Origin of the sequence: Methylomarinum vadi (assembly GCF_000733935.1) — a bacterium.
Classification (GTDB): Bacteria; Pseudomonadota; Gammaproteobacteria; order Methylococcales; family Methylomonadaceae; genus Methylomarinum; species Methylomarinum vadi.
Genome location: NZ_JPON01000001.1, coordinates 2,826,907 through 2,840,995 on the forward strand (window position 1 = coordinate 2,826,907; position 14,089 = coordinate 2,840,995).

A 14,089-nucleotide genomic window follows, 5' to 3' on the forward strand; every position below is an offset into this window, starting at 1 on the left:
CTATCGCTCAACCTCCCCAGTAGGTCGGGCAACCGCTTTTCGTTGCCCGACATATTGGCGCCAATGATTCGGACAATTTCGCAAATTCCGAAACTGTCGTCCGATTAAAGCATCGAATTTGTCGGGCATAAAAAGCATGCCCGACCTACAAGGATCGGTAATGTTATGGAATCGCGCTTAACCTAGCCATTACGCCCTCCAGCGTTATCGCAAGTTTCTTTCCGTTAGGAACGACTCGATCAGGCTGCTCAAGGCAGGTTCCCCAACTTCGGCGAAGCGGTAATCGACACGCAGCACCGGTTTGTCGATCTCTATCAAGGATGCCAAATCGCAGGGGGTCGCGACGATGACGGCATCGGCATCGGCCCGGTTGATCGTTTCCTGCAAGGCGTGTAATTGCTCGGCATGATAGCCCATTGCGGGCAACACCTTACCGATATGCGGGTAGGTGCGGTAAACCTCGGCGATCTTATCGGCCGCGTGCCGGCGAGGGTCGACGATCTCGCCCGCCTGGGCCTGAATGGCCGCGACATAGCCGGCGCCATAAGGCATCCCTCCGTGGGTGATGGTGGGGCCGTCCTCGACCACCAGCACCCGTTTTCCCCTCACGGATTCGCCATTATGCAATTGCACCAGCGACGCGCCGCGCACGATCGTCGCTGTGGGATTGATGCGGCGGGCGGCCTCGGTGGCGCTTTGAATGTTGGCTTCCGACGCGGAATTGACCTTGTTGACCAAGACGATATCGGCCATGCGCAATACCGCTTCGCCGGGGTGATGGGTGTCTTCGTCGTCGGGGCGCAGCGGGTCGACCAGCACGATATGCAGGTCGGGGCGGATGAAGGAGAAATCGTTATTGCCGCCGTCCCATAAAATCACGTCGGCCTCGTTTTCCGCCAGGGCGACGATCTTGGCGTAATCGATACCGGCATAGACGATGTTGCCCAGTTGCAGATGCGGTTCGTATTCCTCCCGTTCCTCGATAGTGCAGTCTGCGTCGGCCAGGTCCTCGCGGGTCGCGAAGCGCTGCACGGCTTGCCGTTCCAGATCGCCGTAAGGCATCGGGTGGCGGATCACCGCGACACGCAGGCCGTGTCGTTTCAATAGATGGGAAAGCCATTGCGTCGTCGGCGATTTGCCGCAACCGGTGCGTACCGCGCAGCAGGCGATCACCGGCACTTTCGCCGTCAGCATGGTCCGATTCGGACCCAGCAGGACGAAGTCGGCGCCGGAGGCCAAAACGATCGATCCTTTATGCATGACTTCGACATGGAGGATGTCGCTATAGGCGAACACGACTTGATCGATCCGCCTTGCCCGGCACAGGTCGGGTAATTCGCTTTCCTCGACGATCGGAATGCCGTCCGGATAAAGCGGACCGGCCAAAGCCGGCGGATAACGGCGGCCGGCGATATCCGGGATCTGCGCGGCGGTGAAGGCGACCACCTCGTAGTCGTCATCGTCGCGATAGACGATGTTGAAGTTGTGAAAATCGCGACCGGCCGCGCCCATGATGGCGATACGTTTTCTAAATTCTTTCTTTGCCATGTGCCAAGTCGTTTTGTTGCTGCGGATGACGCCGGGTTGGCCTTGTTAGTGTTAGGCCATCATAAAGTCGGTTGTTCTCCGTGAGCGAAGGTGCGGTCATGGATGTCCTGACAGGCGACACAACGGCGGGCGGTGGGATACGCTTGCAGGCGCTTGATGACAATGGGTTCATGACAGTCGCAGCATTCGCCGTAGCTGCCTTCGGCGATGCGCATCAGGGCCGCGTCGATGTCGCGGATTTCTTGAATATGGCGGTCGATCGAAGCCAGTTCGGTATCCACCAGCAGGTCGGCCAGCGCCGCGTCGCCCGTGTCGTACACTTTGCCGGCCAAGTCGCCGAATTGTGCTTGATCGGCGTTGAGCAATTCCTCGCTGATTTCTCGCCGCAAGGCCATGAAGCGATCGTTTAGTTTGGTCTTGAAGATGTTGATCTGCTGGGTGTTCAATTCAACGGTCATTGCTTCTTCCTCCTCGCGTAATTGTTTTATCCGATGATGCGCCGAGGAACGGAATGCTGTCAAGAGAGTCAAGCAGGTCGGGCAACCGCTTTTCGTTGCCCGACGAATTGGCGCCGACAATCGGGACAATAGCGGAAATACCGAGCGTTTCGCCCGATTGAAGCATCGGTATTGTCGGGCATAAAAAGCATGCCCGACCTACGCTATTCTCCAAACGACTCGTCGCCTCCGGTTTCAGTGATTACGGTCCAATTCGAGGGATATACTCCGAGTCGTACGAAACGATGAAAGCTCGAATGCGGCCATGCGCCGGGATGTGGCGCCAGGCCATGTTTGACCGGATTCCAGTGAATGTAATCGCAATGTTTTTCGAAATCCCGGTCGTCGCGAATTTGATGTTCCCAGTAGCGTGGTTGCCAAACGGTTTGCGCCCTTTTGCGTCGTTGGGCCGGGGAGACGGGTGATTTATAGTCATCCGGACAGCGGCGGGTAAAATAATTTTTTATTGCGTTCCAGCGCATCGGGTAATTGTTGTCCCCCGGCGGTAGCGTCCAAATACAATGTAGATGATCGGGCAGCAGCACAAAAGCATCGATCTTGAAAGGGTGGGCCGATTTCACGGTTCGAAAGGCCGCACGTAATAAATCGACATTGTCCGGCGTACAAAGAATTTTCCGTCGTCGAAACGTCACCACGGTGAAAAAGTACGTGCCACCGGGAGTTTGTGCGCGACGGTAGTGCATAGCAAGCGTTCTCTTAAGTAGGTCGGGCAACCGCTTTTCGTTGCCCGACGAATTGGCGCCAACAATCGGGAAAGTAGCGAAAATACCGAGCGGTTCGCCCGATTGAAACATCGGCATTGTCGGGAATAAAAAGCATGCTCGACCTACAAGGTCTATTATTATTTGTGCTCCTGGTCCGAGATATTGAAGGCGAGTGCCGAAGATGTTTGACAGCCGACAATGGCTGGCGCTTCGTGAATAAGCTCTTCATTTACCAGCGCCTCCACCTGGTTGTCGATATCCACGAAGCGGAGACGTTTGGCCACCCTGCCCGCGATGGCGAGAAGGGTGGTAAAGGTTTTGGAGTAGGTGTCCTTACCATCCATTGTGATGTGCCAACCACAGGAAAAAACGAGCCGCGCACCGGGCTTGGCGTAATTGAGGACGGCTTGCGCCGTTCCGGAAGCATAATCATCGATGCCCCATGGAACGAGGACGGTCAATACGCCGTCACAACCTTCGACCGCTCGTTTAATGACCTCCCGGTCATTCGTGGCGCCCGGAACGATGGAAATCTTGTCTTTGAATCGGTCGAGCTTTTCCACGCTTCGTTCCCGGCAGACGCCGACGACGTCATAACGCCGATCGAGCGCATGTTGAACCATGTACTGACCGAGTTTTCCGGATGCTCCGACAATACAGACTTTTTTGATAGCCATAAGCTCGCGTAGTTAAGTTAAGAAAGTGAGAAAAAGGTCGGGAAAACGCTTGTCGTTGCCCGACGTGTCAGCGCCAATAATCGGGACGGTAGCGGAAATACCGAACACTTCTCCAAATTGACGCATCGATATTGTCGGGGATAAATAGCATGCCAGGTAACGAGGCGACGGACATCGATATGGGTGTTATCCCGGATACAGTTGAAGAATCCCGAAACCGCTTTGCGGCCCGCACAACATCCAAATTTCATCAAAGGGATGGCCGTTCGGCACGACAATTTCCTCAAAATGATCTTCGAAGTCTTCCCGCTCCCAAATAGGAGTCGCACTTCGTAACAATAACCACACTGGAGAGGAGAGCCTTCATACTCTTTCTCTGCCTTCTGCCGAAGTAAACGATTGAGCGGTCCGATAATTCGGTGGTTCAATGGGATCATACGAGAAGCCAATATGTCTCCTTCGGTCGGTGCCGACCGTCCTTTGCGTCCAAGAAGCTGTTTTGCATCTGATTCAGTGCCGTAGACATGGCTTACCTCCAGATAAATTTGTTTATTGTCCAAAAGGCATATACCGTCGGGCATCGGTGGTTCGAGCAAATTCATGAAATGAAGGTTGCGCTTGAATTCATGTGAATAAGCTTTGGCAAACTTCTCGATCGCGCCTCGTTCTAGTGATTGTTTCTCGTTCATACACTAAGGGCATAACTAATATTTGAGGAAATTCACCCTCATAACGTGATATAGACAGACAAGTCTGTCGAATTTATTGGTATATTTTCCTGCAGAGTCTATTTGTTAGTTTTATTCCCTGTCAATGAAAGAAAACGTCTAATTAGTCGATAACATCAAGGCCTTAAGTCGACTTTAACCCATCTTCAACACCTTCGCCCCACGTATCTTCCCGCTTTTCAATTCCATCAATGCCTGGTTGGCCTGCTCCAGTTCGAACAACTGAACTTCGGGATGCAATTTCATGGCCACGGCCAGATCGAGAAATTCGATCACATCGCGGCGAGTGATGTTGGCGACGCTTTTGATTTCCTTTTCCAGCCAGACATGTTCGGGATAGTCGAGTTTCAGTAAGGCCTCCTGGTCGGCTTCCTTGCGGATCGCGTTGATCACCAGGCGGCCGCCGGCGTCGAGATTGGCCAGCGCCCCGACCACGGGCGCCCAGACCGGCGTCGTGTCGATGATTGCGTCCAATTTGTCCGGAGCGAAGTCTTTGCTGTCGCCGGCCCAAACAGCGCCCAGTTGTAGGGCGAATTCCCGTTCGTCGGGGTTTCTGGCGAATACATAGATGTCGCTGTGGGGATAGCGTTGTTTCGCCATTTTCAGCACCAGATGTCCGGATGCGCCGAAACCGGTCAGGCCGAGGCGTTGGCCGTCCTTCAGATTGGTTAGGCGCAGCGAGCGGTAGCCGATCGCGCCGGCGCACAACAACGGAGCGGCTTCATAGTCGTTGAAAAAGTCGGGAATAGGATAGGTGAACTGTTCGCCGACGGTCATATATTCGGCGTAGCCGCCGTTGGCGTCGCGGCCGGTCGCGGCGAAATGTTCACACAGGTTCTCGTTGCCGGCCAAGCAGAACTTGCATGCGCCGCAGGCGGAAAAGATCCAGGCGACGCCGACTCGCTCGCCGGGTTTTAAGGTATCGACCTTATCGCCGACGGCCTCGATACGGCCGACGACCTGATGCCCCAGAATGACCGGCAGCTCTGGCGGGGGCGTGCGGCCCTCGATTTCGTCCAGTTCGGTATGACAGACGCCGCAGGCCGAGACCTTGATCAAGACCTCGTGTTCGTCGGGTACAGGCATGGGAACCTCGACCAATTCCAGCGGCGTCGGATTCTCGTTGAGGTTGCAGAGGTTTTTCAATTGCATCGCTTTCATCGTATCCCGCTCCTATGTCTAATTTGGCGGATGGGTCATTAAAAATGATACGCCAAAAACAACCAATAGGTAGGATGGGTTAGGCGCGTCAGCAAAAAACATAAATGAGTAACGTGTTTTGCGACCGCCGTAACCCATCGACATTAACCGATTGAAAAACGCCAGCCATTGTGCTGGAATTGAATATGGATCGTTTGTAAACGCAGCGGCGGAGGTAGGCCATGAACGAAGTGCAGCGCATGTTACAGGACATCGCGATGGAAGTCCGGCTGACCCGCCGCGAAACCGGTATAGACGCCTTCGACGAGCACGTCATGGCGGCGATGAAAAAGGTGCCCAGGCACGAATTCGTTCCTCTCGAATTGCAATATCGCGCCTATGACAACGGCCCGCTGCCGATCGGCATGGGCCAGACCATTTCTCAACCTTATATCGTCGCGTTGATGACCGATTTGCTGAACAGCAGGCCCGGCGACAGCATTTTGGAAATCGGCACGGGCTCTGGCTATCAGACCGCGATTTTGTCTTGTCTGGTCAAGCAGGTCTACAGCGTCGAAATTGTCTCGACGCTAACCGATAGGGCGCGGAAATTACTCGACAAGCTAGGTTATGCCAATATCGAATTGACAACTGGCGACGGCTACAACGGTTGGCCGGAACACTCTCCATATGACGGCATCATCGTCACGGCCGCCGCGCCGGAAATACCTCAGCCGTTGATTCAGCAATTGAAGCCAGGGGCGCGTCTGGTGATTCCGGTCGGCTTGCCCTATAGCTATCAGGAGTTGATCGTGGTCGAAAAGCAAGAAGACGGTAAGATCAAACGCAAACCGATATTGGGCGTCAGTTTCGTGCCGCTGACCGGCGAACACGGAAGTGAGCGGGTTGGTCACTTTAGGGCCTAGGAGCAGAGCAATGAACGACACACATTTTGATATCAAGGATTTGTCGCTGGCCGACCAGGGGCGCGGTCGTGTCGATTGGGCCTTGAGCGAAATGCCGGTGCTGCGCCAACTGCAAGAGCGTTTCGCAAAGGAAAAGCCGTTGGCCGGCGCGCGCATCAGCGGCTGTTTGCATATCACCACCGAGACCGCCAACCTGGCCCGCACGTTGGTCGCCGGCGGCGCCGATTTGGTGTTGTGCGCCAGCAATCCGCTCAGCACCCAGGACGATGTCGCGGCCGCCTTGGTGCGGCATTACCGTGTGCCGACCTTCGCGATACGCGGCGAGGACGGCGAGACTTATTACCGCCATATCGGCCGGGCGTTGGATCACAAACCGCAGTTGACGATGGACGACGGCGCCGACCTGGTCAGCGAACTGCACAAGACCCGTAGCGAATGCTTGCCCGACATGATAGGCGGCACCGAGGAAACCACCACGGGGGTGATCCGGCTGCGGGCGATGGCCAAGGATCAGGCGCTGCGTTTTCCGGTCATCGCCGTCAACGACGCGATGACCAAGCATCTGTTCGACAACCGCTACGGCACCGGTCAAAGCACGCTGGACGGCGTGATCCGGGCGACCAATATCCTGCTGGCGGGCAAGACCTTTACCGTGGTCGGATACGGCTGGTGCGGACGAGGCATCGCGATGCGCGCCAAAGGCCACGGCGCCCATGTCATCGTCACCGAGGTAGAACCGCTGCGGGCCTTGGAAGCGGCGATGGATGGTTTCCGCGTGATGCCGTTGACCGAGGCGGCGGCCAGTTCCGATTTCATCGTCACCGCGACCGGCGACAAGCATGTACTGGACCGGCCCCATTTCGACGTCATCAAGGACGGCTGCGTGATCGCCAATTCCGGTCATTTCAACGTGGAAATCAACATTCCCGCTTTGGAAGAAATGTCTGTCGCCAAACACAGACCGCGTGCCAGCGTCGAAGCGTATACGCTCAAGGACGGGCGCACGGTCCGTTTGCTGGCCGAGGGCCGGCTGGTCAACCTGGCCGCGGCGGAAGGCCATCCGGCCACGGTGATGGACATGAGCTTCGCCAATCAGGCCTTGAGCATCGTCTATCTATGGGTTCATGGCAAGGAGTTGGGTAATAACGTGCATCCGGTGCCGGCCGAATTGGATCGGCAAGTCGCCAAGATGAAGCTGGCGGCGATGGGAATCGCTATCGATAGGCTGACGGCGGAGCAGCAAAGATACCTTTCTTCCTGGCGAGAAGGGACCTGATGCAAGTCCGGGCCGCAGTAGCAGCAGATTATCCACTACCAGCCACAGGTCGGGTGAAATCGGTCAGGGGCAGCGTGGTCGATGTCAGCTTTTCCGGCCGGCTGCCGGACATCGACCAAATGTTGCGCGCCGGCACCGAACAGGACGTCGTGCTGGAAGTGGCGGCCTATTTGAACGAAAACGACGTGCGCTGCATCGCCTTTCATTCAACCGAAGGCCTGGAGCGTGGCGCGCCGGTCAGCGATTCGGGAGATTGTTTGTCGGTGCCGGTCGGCGACGCGGTGCTGGGTAGGATGATCAACGTGTTCGGCGAGGCGATCGACGGCAAGGCGCCGTTGCAAGGCGTTGCAACCCGGCCGCTGCACCGCGAGCCGCTGAAGCTGAGTCAGCGTAGCGTCGCCTCCGAGGTGTTCGAGACCGGCATCAAGATCATCGATCTGTTGGCGCCGCTGGAACGGGGCGGCAAGGCCGGTTTGTTCGGTGGCGCCGGGGTCGGCAAGACCGTCGTAATCACCGAATTGATTCACAATATGGTCGGCCATTATCGTGGCGTCAGCGTGTTCTGCGGCATCGGTGAACGTTGCCGCGAGGCGGAAGAACTGTATCGCACCATGGACGAAGCCGATGTGCTGAAGGATTCGGTGCTCATCTTCGGCCAGATGAACGAGCCGCCGGGCGTAAGATTCCGGGTCGGCCACGCCGCGTTGTCGGTGGCCGAATATTTCCGCGACGAAACCCGCCGCGACGTATTGCTGTTGATCGATAATATTTTTCGCTTCATCCAGGCCGGCTCCGAGGTCTCCGGCCTGATGGGCAGGATTCCGTCCCGGGTCGGTTATCAGCCGACGCTGGCGACCGAACTGGCGGAACTGGAGGAGCGCATCAGCAATTCGGCCGGCGGCAGCATGACCTCGATACAGGCCGTCTACGTACCGGCCGACGACTTCACCGATCCGGCCGCGGCGCATGTGTTCGGGCATTTGTCCGCCTCGATCGTGTTGTCGCGCAAGCGCGCCAGCCAGGGCTTCTATCCGGCCGTCGACCCGTTGGCGTCGCGTTCGAAAATGCTGAATGCGAGCGTGGTCGGCGAACGCCATTATGCGATCGCGACCGAGGTGCGCCGGGTGTTGGCCGAATACGACGAGCTGCAGGACATCATCGCGATGCTGGGCTTGGAGGAACTGAGCGAAAACGACCGCGCGACGGTGAATCGGGCGCGGCGGCTGGAGCGTTTTTTGACCCAGCCGTTCGCGACCACCGAACATTTCACCGGCCGCAAGGGGCAATTGGTCGGACTGCAGGATACCCTGGACGGCTGCGAACGAATCCTGGCCGACGAGTTCGCCGACACGCCGGAACAGCGTTTGTACATGATCGGCGCGATCGCCGAGGTTGAACGATGAGATTGAAACTGTTGCTGCCCAGCGAGATCCTGATTGACGAACCGGTGCGCAAAGTCATCGCGCAGGGTCAAAACGGCTCGTTCTGTCTGGAGCCTCGCCATGTCGATTTCGTCTCGGCGTTGGCGCCGGGGATTTTGCAATACATCGACGCCGAGCGGCGCGAGGTGTTCGTCGCGGTCGACGAAGGCATCCTGGTCAAATGCGCGGACGAGGTGTTGATTTCGGCCTACAATGCGGTCCGGGGCGAGGACCTGGCGACGCTGAAAGACACGGTGGAGCGGCGTTTCCGCCAGCTGGACGAGAGCGAACGCACCGCCCGCAGCGCATTGGCACGGTTAGAGGCCGGCGTGGTCAGGCGCTTTACCCAGATGCAGGAAGGACATTGATGACGAAATCGAAGCAAAAACCGGCGGAAACGGAGCTGACCGAGTCGGTGGACAAACAAGCCAAACGCAAGCTCAAGGCCCGCCGGGACGGCAAGCACAACGTCTGGTTCGGGTTGGGCATGTTCGGCTTGGTCGGCTGGTCGGTGGCGATTCCGACGTTGGCCGGCATCGCCCTGGGCGTGTGGATAGACAAGCGTTGGCCGAGCCAGATTTCCTGGACATTGACGTTGATGTTCGTCGGCGTCGTGCTGGGGTGTTTGAATGCCTGGCGCTGGATAGGCGAGGAGAGCCGCGATGACTGAAAACCTGATGCTTTATGGTGTGGCGCTGATGTGGGGCCTGTTGTTGGGCGGGTTTTATTTCGGCGGGCTGTGGCTAACGGTAAGGCGACTGCCGACCGTCAAGCATCAGGCATTGTTGATGATTGCCAGTTTTCTGCTGCGCAATGTGTTGGTGGCGATAGCTTTATACCCGATCGTATTGCAGGGCTGGCAGCCTACCTTGATATGCCTGGCTGGCTTCATTATCGTCCGCGTGCTGCTGAGCCGGCGGATCAAAGGTCATATCAGGGCGGAAAACGGAGGCTGAAGTTTATGTTGACGAATCCAGACCAACTCATCCTGTGGCAATACGGCATCATCAAGATCAATGCGACGCTTGCCTTTACTTGGGGCGTCATGGCGTTGTTGGCGCTAGTCAGCTATATCGTAACCCGGCGTCTGGCTGTCGACCCGCCGTTGACGAAGATGCAGAATCTGTTGGAAGTAATCGTTTTTCACGTCAATCTGCAGATCCGGGAAATCAGCCGGCAACGGCCGCTGCGTTATTTGCCCTTGATCGGGACGCTGTTTTTGTTCATCCTGCTGTCCAATCTGTTGGCCATCGTGCCCGGCTATATACCGCCGACCAGCTCCCTTTCGACCACAACCGCGCTGGCGCTGTGCGTGTTCGTCGCGGTGCCGGCCTACGGTATCAGCCAGATCGGTTTGTGGAATTATTTGAAACAATACTGCCGCCCCACTTTTTTCATGTTGCCGTTCAACATAATCGGCGAATTCACCCGTACATTGGCCTTGGCGGTCCGCTTGTACGGCAACATCATGAGCGGCGTCGTGATCGGCGCGATATTCTTGAGTTTCGTGCCGTTCTTCTTTCCGGTACTGATGCAGATCCTCGGCTTGCTGACCGGCACGATCCAGGCCTATATTTTTTCCGTACTGACGATGGTCTATATCGCCTCGGCCATCCCGCCCCATGACGATAAGGAATCCAAGAATAAAACTCCAGGAGACAAACATGAATGAACTCAGCCTGATCGGCATGATGTCGATCTTTACCGCCGGCATTACTATCGCGATCGGCTCCATCGGCCCCGCTTTTGGTGAGGCACGGGCGCTTGCGCAAGCCCTGGCGGCGATAGCGCAGCAGCCGGACGAAGCCAACACGATCACACGCACCTTGTTCGTCGGCCTGGCCATGGTCGAATCGACCGCGATCTACTGTTTGGTCATCTCGATGATCCTGATTTTCGCCAATCCATTCTGGGAATACGCGGTCGCCCATGCCGGAGGCTGAGCATGGCTATAGACTGGTTTACCGTCGCCGCCCAGATCGTCAATTTCCTGATTCTGGTCTGGTTGCTGAAAAAACTGCTGTTCCGCCCGATCATGAACGCGATGGAGCGGCGCGAGCTGGGCATCAGCGGTCGTCTGCGTCAGGCGCATGAACAAATGGGCGAGGCCGAGGCCCTGCAACAGCAATACCAGCGGCAGTTGCAACAGCTGCAAGCCGAAAAAGAGGCTGCATTGGATCAGGCCAAACAGGAGGCGGAAGACGAGAAAACCGTCTTGCTGCAGCAACTGAATGAAGAGCTTCAGCGCAAGAAGGCGCAGTTCGACAGCGACATTCGCCAGCAACAACAGGAGCTCGACGAGCAAATCGCCTCGGCGTTGACCGACAAAGCCTTGGCGCTCAGCGATCACATCTTGACCCAGTTGGCTGATCAAACGGTGGAACAACGCATCATCGAACAATTTCTCGGTCATCTCGCCGCGTTGCCGCAAACCGAGCAAAGCGAGATAAAGCAAACACTGCATCAGCACGGTGCCACATTGATCACCCGTTTTCAGCCGGATGATGCGACCAAGCGCAAACTGCTGCAATGGTTTCTCGATTTTGTTCCCGACTGCAGTTTGATATTCATCCAACGCGACACGCTGATTTGCGGGATCGCGCTGGAGGCAGGCGGACGCAGTTGGGAATGGACCATAGAGCGTTATCTGGGCGAACTGGAAACGGAATTGATCAAGCTTCCCGGCAAGACAATATGAACGGACAATTTCAACGGGCTGTGCTCCAGGCCGAGGATCATATTGACAGAGTCCTGCAACAATCTCGTTTCGCGTTGAAAGAACGGGAAGTCGGCCGGCTGATTCAGGTCAGTTCCGGCGTCGCTCGCGTGCGCGGCCTGCCGAACACCCAGGCGATGGAATTATTGCGCTTCGAGAACGGCGTCATGGGCATCGCCTTCAACCTGGACCCGAACGAAATCGGCGTGGTGTTGTTGGGTGAGGAAAGCGACTTGACCGCAGGCAGCCGGGTCGAGCGCAGCGGCCGGGTCATCGACGTGCCGGTCGGCGAAGCGATGTTGGGGCGGGTCATCGACGCGCTGGGTCGACCGCTGGACAATACCGGCCCCGTCGCGGCGAAGGAACGCTGGCCGATCGAACGCGAGGCCAGGCCGATCATCGAACGGGCGCCGGTGTCGGCGCCCTTGCAGACCGGCATCAAGGTCATCGACGCGTTGATCCCGATCGGCCGCGGCCAGCGCCAGTTGTTGCTGGGCGACCGCCAGACCGGCAAGACCGCGATCGCGATCGACACGATCCTGAACCAGCACGACAAGGACATGGTCTGCATTTATTGCGCGATCGGCCAGCGCGGCGCGGCGGTGGCCAAGGCCATCCAGCGTCTGCGCGAGCACGATGCGCTCAAATACACGGTGGTGCTGGTGGCGGCCGGCGAAACCACGCCCGGATTGCTGTATATCGCGCCCTATGCGGCGGCCAGCATCGGCGAGTGGTTCATGCAGCAGGGCCGCGACGTGCTGGTGGTCTACGACGACCTGACCCGTCATGCCCATGCCTACCGCGAGTTGTCGTTGTTGCTGCGGCGTCCGCCCGGCCGCGAAGCCTATCCCGGCGACATCTTCTACCTGCATTCGCGCCTGCTGGAGCGGGCCACCCATCTGAAGGACGAATACGGCGGCGGCAGCCTGACCGCGTTGCCGGTGATTGAAACCCAGGCGCAGAACCTGTCCGCCTATATCCCGACCAACCTGATCTCGATCACCGACGGCCAGGTGTATCTGTCGCCGGTGTTGTTTCAAAAGGGCGAACTGCCGGCGGTCGATGTCGGCAAGTCGGTGTCCCGGGTCGGCGGCAAGGCGCAGTTGCCCGGCTATCTGGATATTTCCGGGCCACTGCGGCTGGCCTATTCGCAATTCGAGGAGCTGGAAACCTTCGCCCGTTTCGGTACGCGCCTGGACGATGCCACCCGCCAAAGCATCGAGCGGGGGCGGCGGGTCAGGGAAGTGTTGAAGCAAGACGAAAGTAGCCCCTTGACCGTATTCGAACAGATCGTGACATTACAGGCGCTCAATGCCGGTTTATTTGACCCGTTGCCATTGGTCTCGATCAAGAAGGCCGGCTTGCGGTTATGCGCCGAGCTGGCCGAACGTTTTCCGGAACAAAGGCGGCGTATCGAGGCCGGCAAACGGCTCTCGGCCGAAGACAAACAGCATTTGCTGGCCTTCGCCCATGCCGCGCTGGAATCTTTTGAGGATCATCGCCATGAAGACGCTTGAAGCGCTGCAGCGCGATATGGCGACCACCACCGACTTGCAGGAAATCGTGCGCACGATGAAAGTATTGGCCGCGGTTAGCATCCGCCAATACGAGCGGGCGCAGGAGTCGCTGCAGCACTATAATCGCTCGGTCGAATTGGGGCTGCAGGCATTGTTGCGGCAACAGACGGGACTAGTCAGCAACGGCAGAAAACAGGTTTCTGAGACGCTGGGCGTGATCGTGTTCGGCTCCGACCACGGCTTGTGCGGACGCTATAACGAAAGCATCGCCAGCTTCACGCTGCAGGAACTGGACAAGTGGCGGCAGCAAGAACGCCGGATACTGGCGGTCGGCAGCCGGGTGGAAGCCGCATTGCGAGGCATGGGGCAAGAGGTCGAGGATTGCTTCTGGGTGCCGGGGACGGTCGGCCATATCACCGGTACAGTGCAGAAAATCCTGTTGCATATCGATACGTGGCAACAACAAGGCATCGAGCAAATCATGTTATTTCATCATGCCCGCAGACAACGAGGCAGCTATCCCCCCGAAGTGCGCCAATTATTGCCGGTCGATTTAGGCGACAGCGAACATCGGCGCGAAAAGACCTGGCCGTCCCGGTCCCTGCCGCAATTTACCTTGAACAGGGAGGTGTTGCTGCGCGCATTGATCAAGCAGCATTTGTTCGGATTGTTGTTCAATGCCTGCGCCGAGTCGCTGGCCGGCGAACACGCCAGCCGGCTTATGTCGATGCAGGTCGCGGAAAAGAACATTCAGCAGCGGCAGGAAGACCTGACGGCGCTTTATCGCCAGCAACGCCAGGACCAGATCACCGAGGAATTACTGGATGTCGTGTCCGGATTCGAGGCAATGCAGGAGGAATAGAGTTGAGTTTGAGTTCAGCAAAGTGGGGTAGGATGCGCCGAACAACGTGAAGCGCA

The 14,089-nt window shown here is 57.5% G+C and carries 18 protein-coding genes; 11 read left to right on the forward strand and 7 right to left on the reverse strand.

Going from position 1 to position 14,089, the window contains the following annotated elements:
• Positions 1-204: 204 nt before the first annotated feature.
• From EP25_RS0114040 to EP25_RS0114070, 7 genes are all read right to left on the reverse strand, one after another.
• Positions 205-1,548 (reverse strand): cyclic 2,3-diphosphoglycerate synthase, encoded by a 1,344-nt coding sequence (locus EP25_RS0114040; protein ID WP_031434478.1) that lies wholly within the window; start codon positions 1,546-1,548, stop codon positions 205-207.
• A 59-nt stretch (positions 1,549-1,607) separates the two neighbouring features.
• Complete coding sequence (locus EP25_RS0114045; protein WP_031434479.1) at positions 1,608-2,006, reverse strand: TraR/DksA family transcriptional regulator; 399 nt, start codon at positions 2,004-2,006, stop codon at positions 1,608-1,610.
• Positions 1,996-2,172 (reverse strand): hypothetical protein, encoded by a 177-nt coding sequence (locus EP25_RS23490; RefSeq protein ID WP_160172734.1) that lies wholly within the window; start codon positions 2,170-2,172, stop codon positions 1,996-1,998. The genes EP25_RS0114045 and EP25_RS23490 overlap by 11 nt, the downstream gene beginning before the upstream one ends.
• Positions 2,173-2,209: 37 nt before the next feature.
• Entirely contained in the window at positions 2,210-2,749 is a 540-nt protein-coding gene (locus EP25_RS0114055; protein WP_031434480.1) for an REP-associated tyrosine transposase, read from the reverse strand.
• 158 nt (positions 2,750-2,907) lie between these two features.
• The gene (locus EP25_RS0114060) at positions 2,908-3,447 is read right to left on the reverse strand and encodes an NAD(P)H-binding protein (RefSeq protein WP_031434481.1); all 540 of its coding nucleotides are present in this window, start codon (positions 3,445-3,447) and stop codon (positions 2,908-2,910) included.
• A gap of 17 nt (positions 3,448-3,464) precedes the next feature.
• Positions 3,465-4,136: a hypothetical protein gene (locus EP25_RS0114065; RefSeq protein ID WP_031434482.1), complete on the reverse strand. Its 672-nt coding sequence runs from the start codon at positions 4,134-4,136 to the stop codon at positions 3,465-3,467.
• Between the two features lie 174 nt (positions 4,137-4,310).
• Positions 4,311-5,336, reverse strand: coding sequence for a zinc-dependent alcohol dehydrogenase family protein (locus EP25_RS0114070; RefSeq protein WP_031434483.1), 1,026 nt, complete (start codon positions 5,334-5,336; stop codon positions 4,311-4,313).
• 221 nt (positions 5,337-5,557) lie between these two features.
• Between EP25_RS0114070 and EP25_RS0114075 the strand changes: the two genes are divergently transcribed.
• The 11 genes from EP25_RS0114075 to EP25_RS0114125 are packed head-to-tail and all read left to right on the forward strand — an operon-like array spanning position 5,558 to position 14,033.
• Positions 5,558-6,241, forward strand: a complete 684-nt coding sequence (locus EP25_RS0114075; RefSeq protein WP_031434484.1) for a protein-L-isoaspartate(D-aspartate) O-methyltransferase — start codon at positions 5,558-5,560, stop codon at positions 6,239-6,241.
• A gap of 10 nt (positions 6,242-6,251) precedes the next feature.
• Positions 6,252-7,517: an adenosylhomocysteinase gene (gene ahcY, locus EP25_RS0114080; protein WP_031434485.1), complete on the forward strand. Its 1,266-nt coding sequence runs from the start codon at positions 6,252-6,254 to the stop codon at positions 7,515-7,517.
• Positions 7,517-8,920, forward strand: coding sequence for a F0F1 ATP synthase subunit beta (gene atpD / locus EP25_RS0114085; protein WP_051906697.1), 1,404 nt, complete (start codon positions 7,517-7,519; stop codon positions 8,918-8,920). Before ahcY ends, atpD begins: the two co-directional genes overlap by 1 nt.
• Positions 8,917-9,306: a F0F1 ATP synthase subunit epsilon gene (locus EP25_RS0114090; RefSeq protein WP_031434487.1), complete on the forward strand. Its 390-nt coding sequence runs from the start codon at positions 8,917-8,919 to the stop codon at positions 9,304-9,306. Before atpD ends, EP25_RS0114090 begins: the two co-directional genes overlap by 4 nt.
• Positions 9,306-9,608, forward strand: coding sequence for an AtpZ/AtpI family protein (locus EP25_RS0114095; protein WP_051906699.1), 303 nt, complete (start codon positions 9,306-9,308; stop codon positions 9,606-9,608). The genes EP25_RS0114090 and EP25_RS0114095 overlap by 1 nt, the downstream gene beginning before the upstream one ends.
• Positions 9,601-9,894, forward strand: a complete 294-nt coding sequence (locus EP25_RS0114100) for an ATP synthase subunit I (RefSeq protein WP_031434489.1) — start codon at positions 9,601-9,603, stop codon at positions 9,892-9,894. The genes EP25_RS0114095 and EP25_RS0114100 overlap by 8 nt, the downstream gene beginning before the upstream one ends.
• A gap of 5 nt (positions 9,895-9,899) precedes the next feature.
• On the forward strand, positions 9,900-10,610 hold the full coding sequence (locus tag EP25_RS0114105) for a F0F1 ATP synthase subunit A (protein ID WP_031434490.1): 711 nt from the start codon (positions 9,900-9,902) through the stop codon (positions 10,608-10,610).
• Entirely contained in the window at positions 10,603-10,881 is a 279-nt protein-coding gene (locus tag EP25_RS0114110; RefSeq protein ID WP_031434491.1) for a F0F1 ATP synthase subunit C, read from the forward strand. Before EP25_RS0114105 ends, EP25_RS0114110 begins: the two co-directional genes overlap by 8 nt.
• 2 nt (positions 10,882-10,883) lie before the next feature.
• Entirely contained in the window at positions 10,884-11,636 is a 753-nt protein-coding gene (locus tag EP25_RS0114115) for a F0F1 ATP synthase subunit B family protein (RefSeq protein WP_031434492.1), read from the forward strand.
• Positions 11,633-13,171, forward strand: coding sequence for an alternate F1F0 ATPase, F1 subunit alpha (locus tag EP25_RS0114120; protein ID WP_051906701.1), 1,539 nt, complete (start codon positions 11,633-11,635; stop codon positions 13,169-13,171). The genes EP25_RS0114115 and EP25_RS0114120 overlap by 4 nt, the downstream gene beginning before the upstream one ends.
• A complete protein-coding gene (locus tag EP25_RS0114125) occupies positions 13,158-14,033 on the forward strand; it encodes a F0F1 ATP synthase subunit gamma (RefSeq protein ID WP_031434494.1) in 876 nt (291 codons plus the stop codon). Before EP25_RS0114120 ends, EP25_RS0114125 begins: the two co-directional genes overlap by 14 nt.
• Positions 14,034-14,089: the final 56 nt, after the last annotated feature.

Excerpts from the sequence above, each read along its gene's own strand:
- EP25_RS0114040 (WP_031434478.1), bottom strand. The coding sequence starts at position 1,548 with ATGGCAAAGAAAGAATTTAGAAAACGTATCGCCATCATGGGCGCGGCC.
- EP25_RS0114045 (WP_031434479.1), bottom strand. The coding sequence starts at position 2,006 with ATGACCGTTGAATTGAACACCCAGCAGATCAACATCTTCAAGACCAAA.
- EP25_RS23490 (WP_160172734.1), bottom strand. The coding sequence starts at position 2,172 with ATGCTTCAATCGGGCGAAACGCTCGGTATTTCCGCTATTGTCCCGATT.
- EP25_RS0114055 (WP_031434480.1), bottom strand. The coding sequence starts at position 2,749 with ATGCACTACCGTCGCGCACAAACTCCCGGTGGCACGTACTTTTTCACC.
- EP25_RS0114060 (WP_031434481.1), bottom strand. The coding sequence starts at position 3,447 with ATGGCTATCAAAAAAGTCTGTATTGTCGGAGCATCCGGAAAACTCGGT.
- EP25_RS0114065 (WP_031434482.1), bottom strand. The coding sequence starts at position 4,136 with ATGAACGAGAAACAATCACTAGAACGAGGCGCGATCGAGAAGTTTGCC.
- EP25_RS0114070 (WP_031434483.1), bottom strand. The coding sequence starts at position 5,336 with ATGAAAGCGATGCAATTGAAAAACCTCTGCAACCTCAACGAGAATCCG.
- EP25_RS0114075 (WP_031434484.1), top strand. The coding sequence starts at position 5,558 with ATGAACGAAGTGCAGCGCATGTTACAGGACATCGCGATGGAAGTCCGG.
- ahcY (WP_031434485.1), top strand. The coding sequence starts at position 6,252 with ATGAACGACACACATTTTGATATCAAGGATTTGTCGCTGGCCGACCAG.
- atpD (WP_051906697.1), top strand. The coding sequence starts at position 7,517 with ATGCAAGTCCGGGCCGCAGTAGCAGCAGATTATCCACTACCAGCCACA.
- EP25_RS0114090 (WP_031434487.1), top strand. The coding sequence starts at position 8,917 with ATGAGATTGAAACTGTTGCTGCCCAGCGAGATCCTGATTGACGAACCG.
- EP25_RS0114095 (WP_051906699.1), top strand. The coding sequence starts at position 9,306 with ATGACGAAATCGAAGCAAAAACCGGCGGAAACGGAGCTGACCGAGTCG.
- EP25_RS0114100 (WP_031434489.1), top strand. The coding sequence starts at position 9,601 with ATGACTGAAAACCTGATGCTTTATGGTGTGGCGCTGATGTGGGGCCTG.
- EP25_RS0114105 (WP_031434490.1), top strand. The coding sequence starts at position 9,900 with ATGTTGACGAATCCAGACCAACTCATCCTGTGGCAATACGGCATCATC.
- EP25_RS0114110 (WP_031434491.1), top strand. The coding sequence starts at position 10,603 with ATGAATGAACTCAGCCTGATCGGCATGATGTCGATCTTTACCGCCGGC.
- EP25_RS0114115 (WP_031434492.1), top strand. The coding sequence starts at position 10,884 with ATGGCTATAGACTGGTTTACCGTCGCCGCCCAGATCGTCAATTTCCTG.
- EP25_RS0114120 (WP_051906701.1), top strand. The coding sequence starts at position 11,633 with ATGAACGGACAATTTCAACGGGCTGTGCTCCAGGCCGAGGATCATATT.
- EP25_RS0114125 (WP_031434494.1), top strand. The coding sequence starts at position 13,158 with ATGAAGACGCTTGAAGCGCTGCAGCGCGATATGGCGACCACCACCGAC.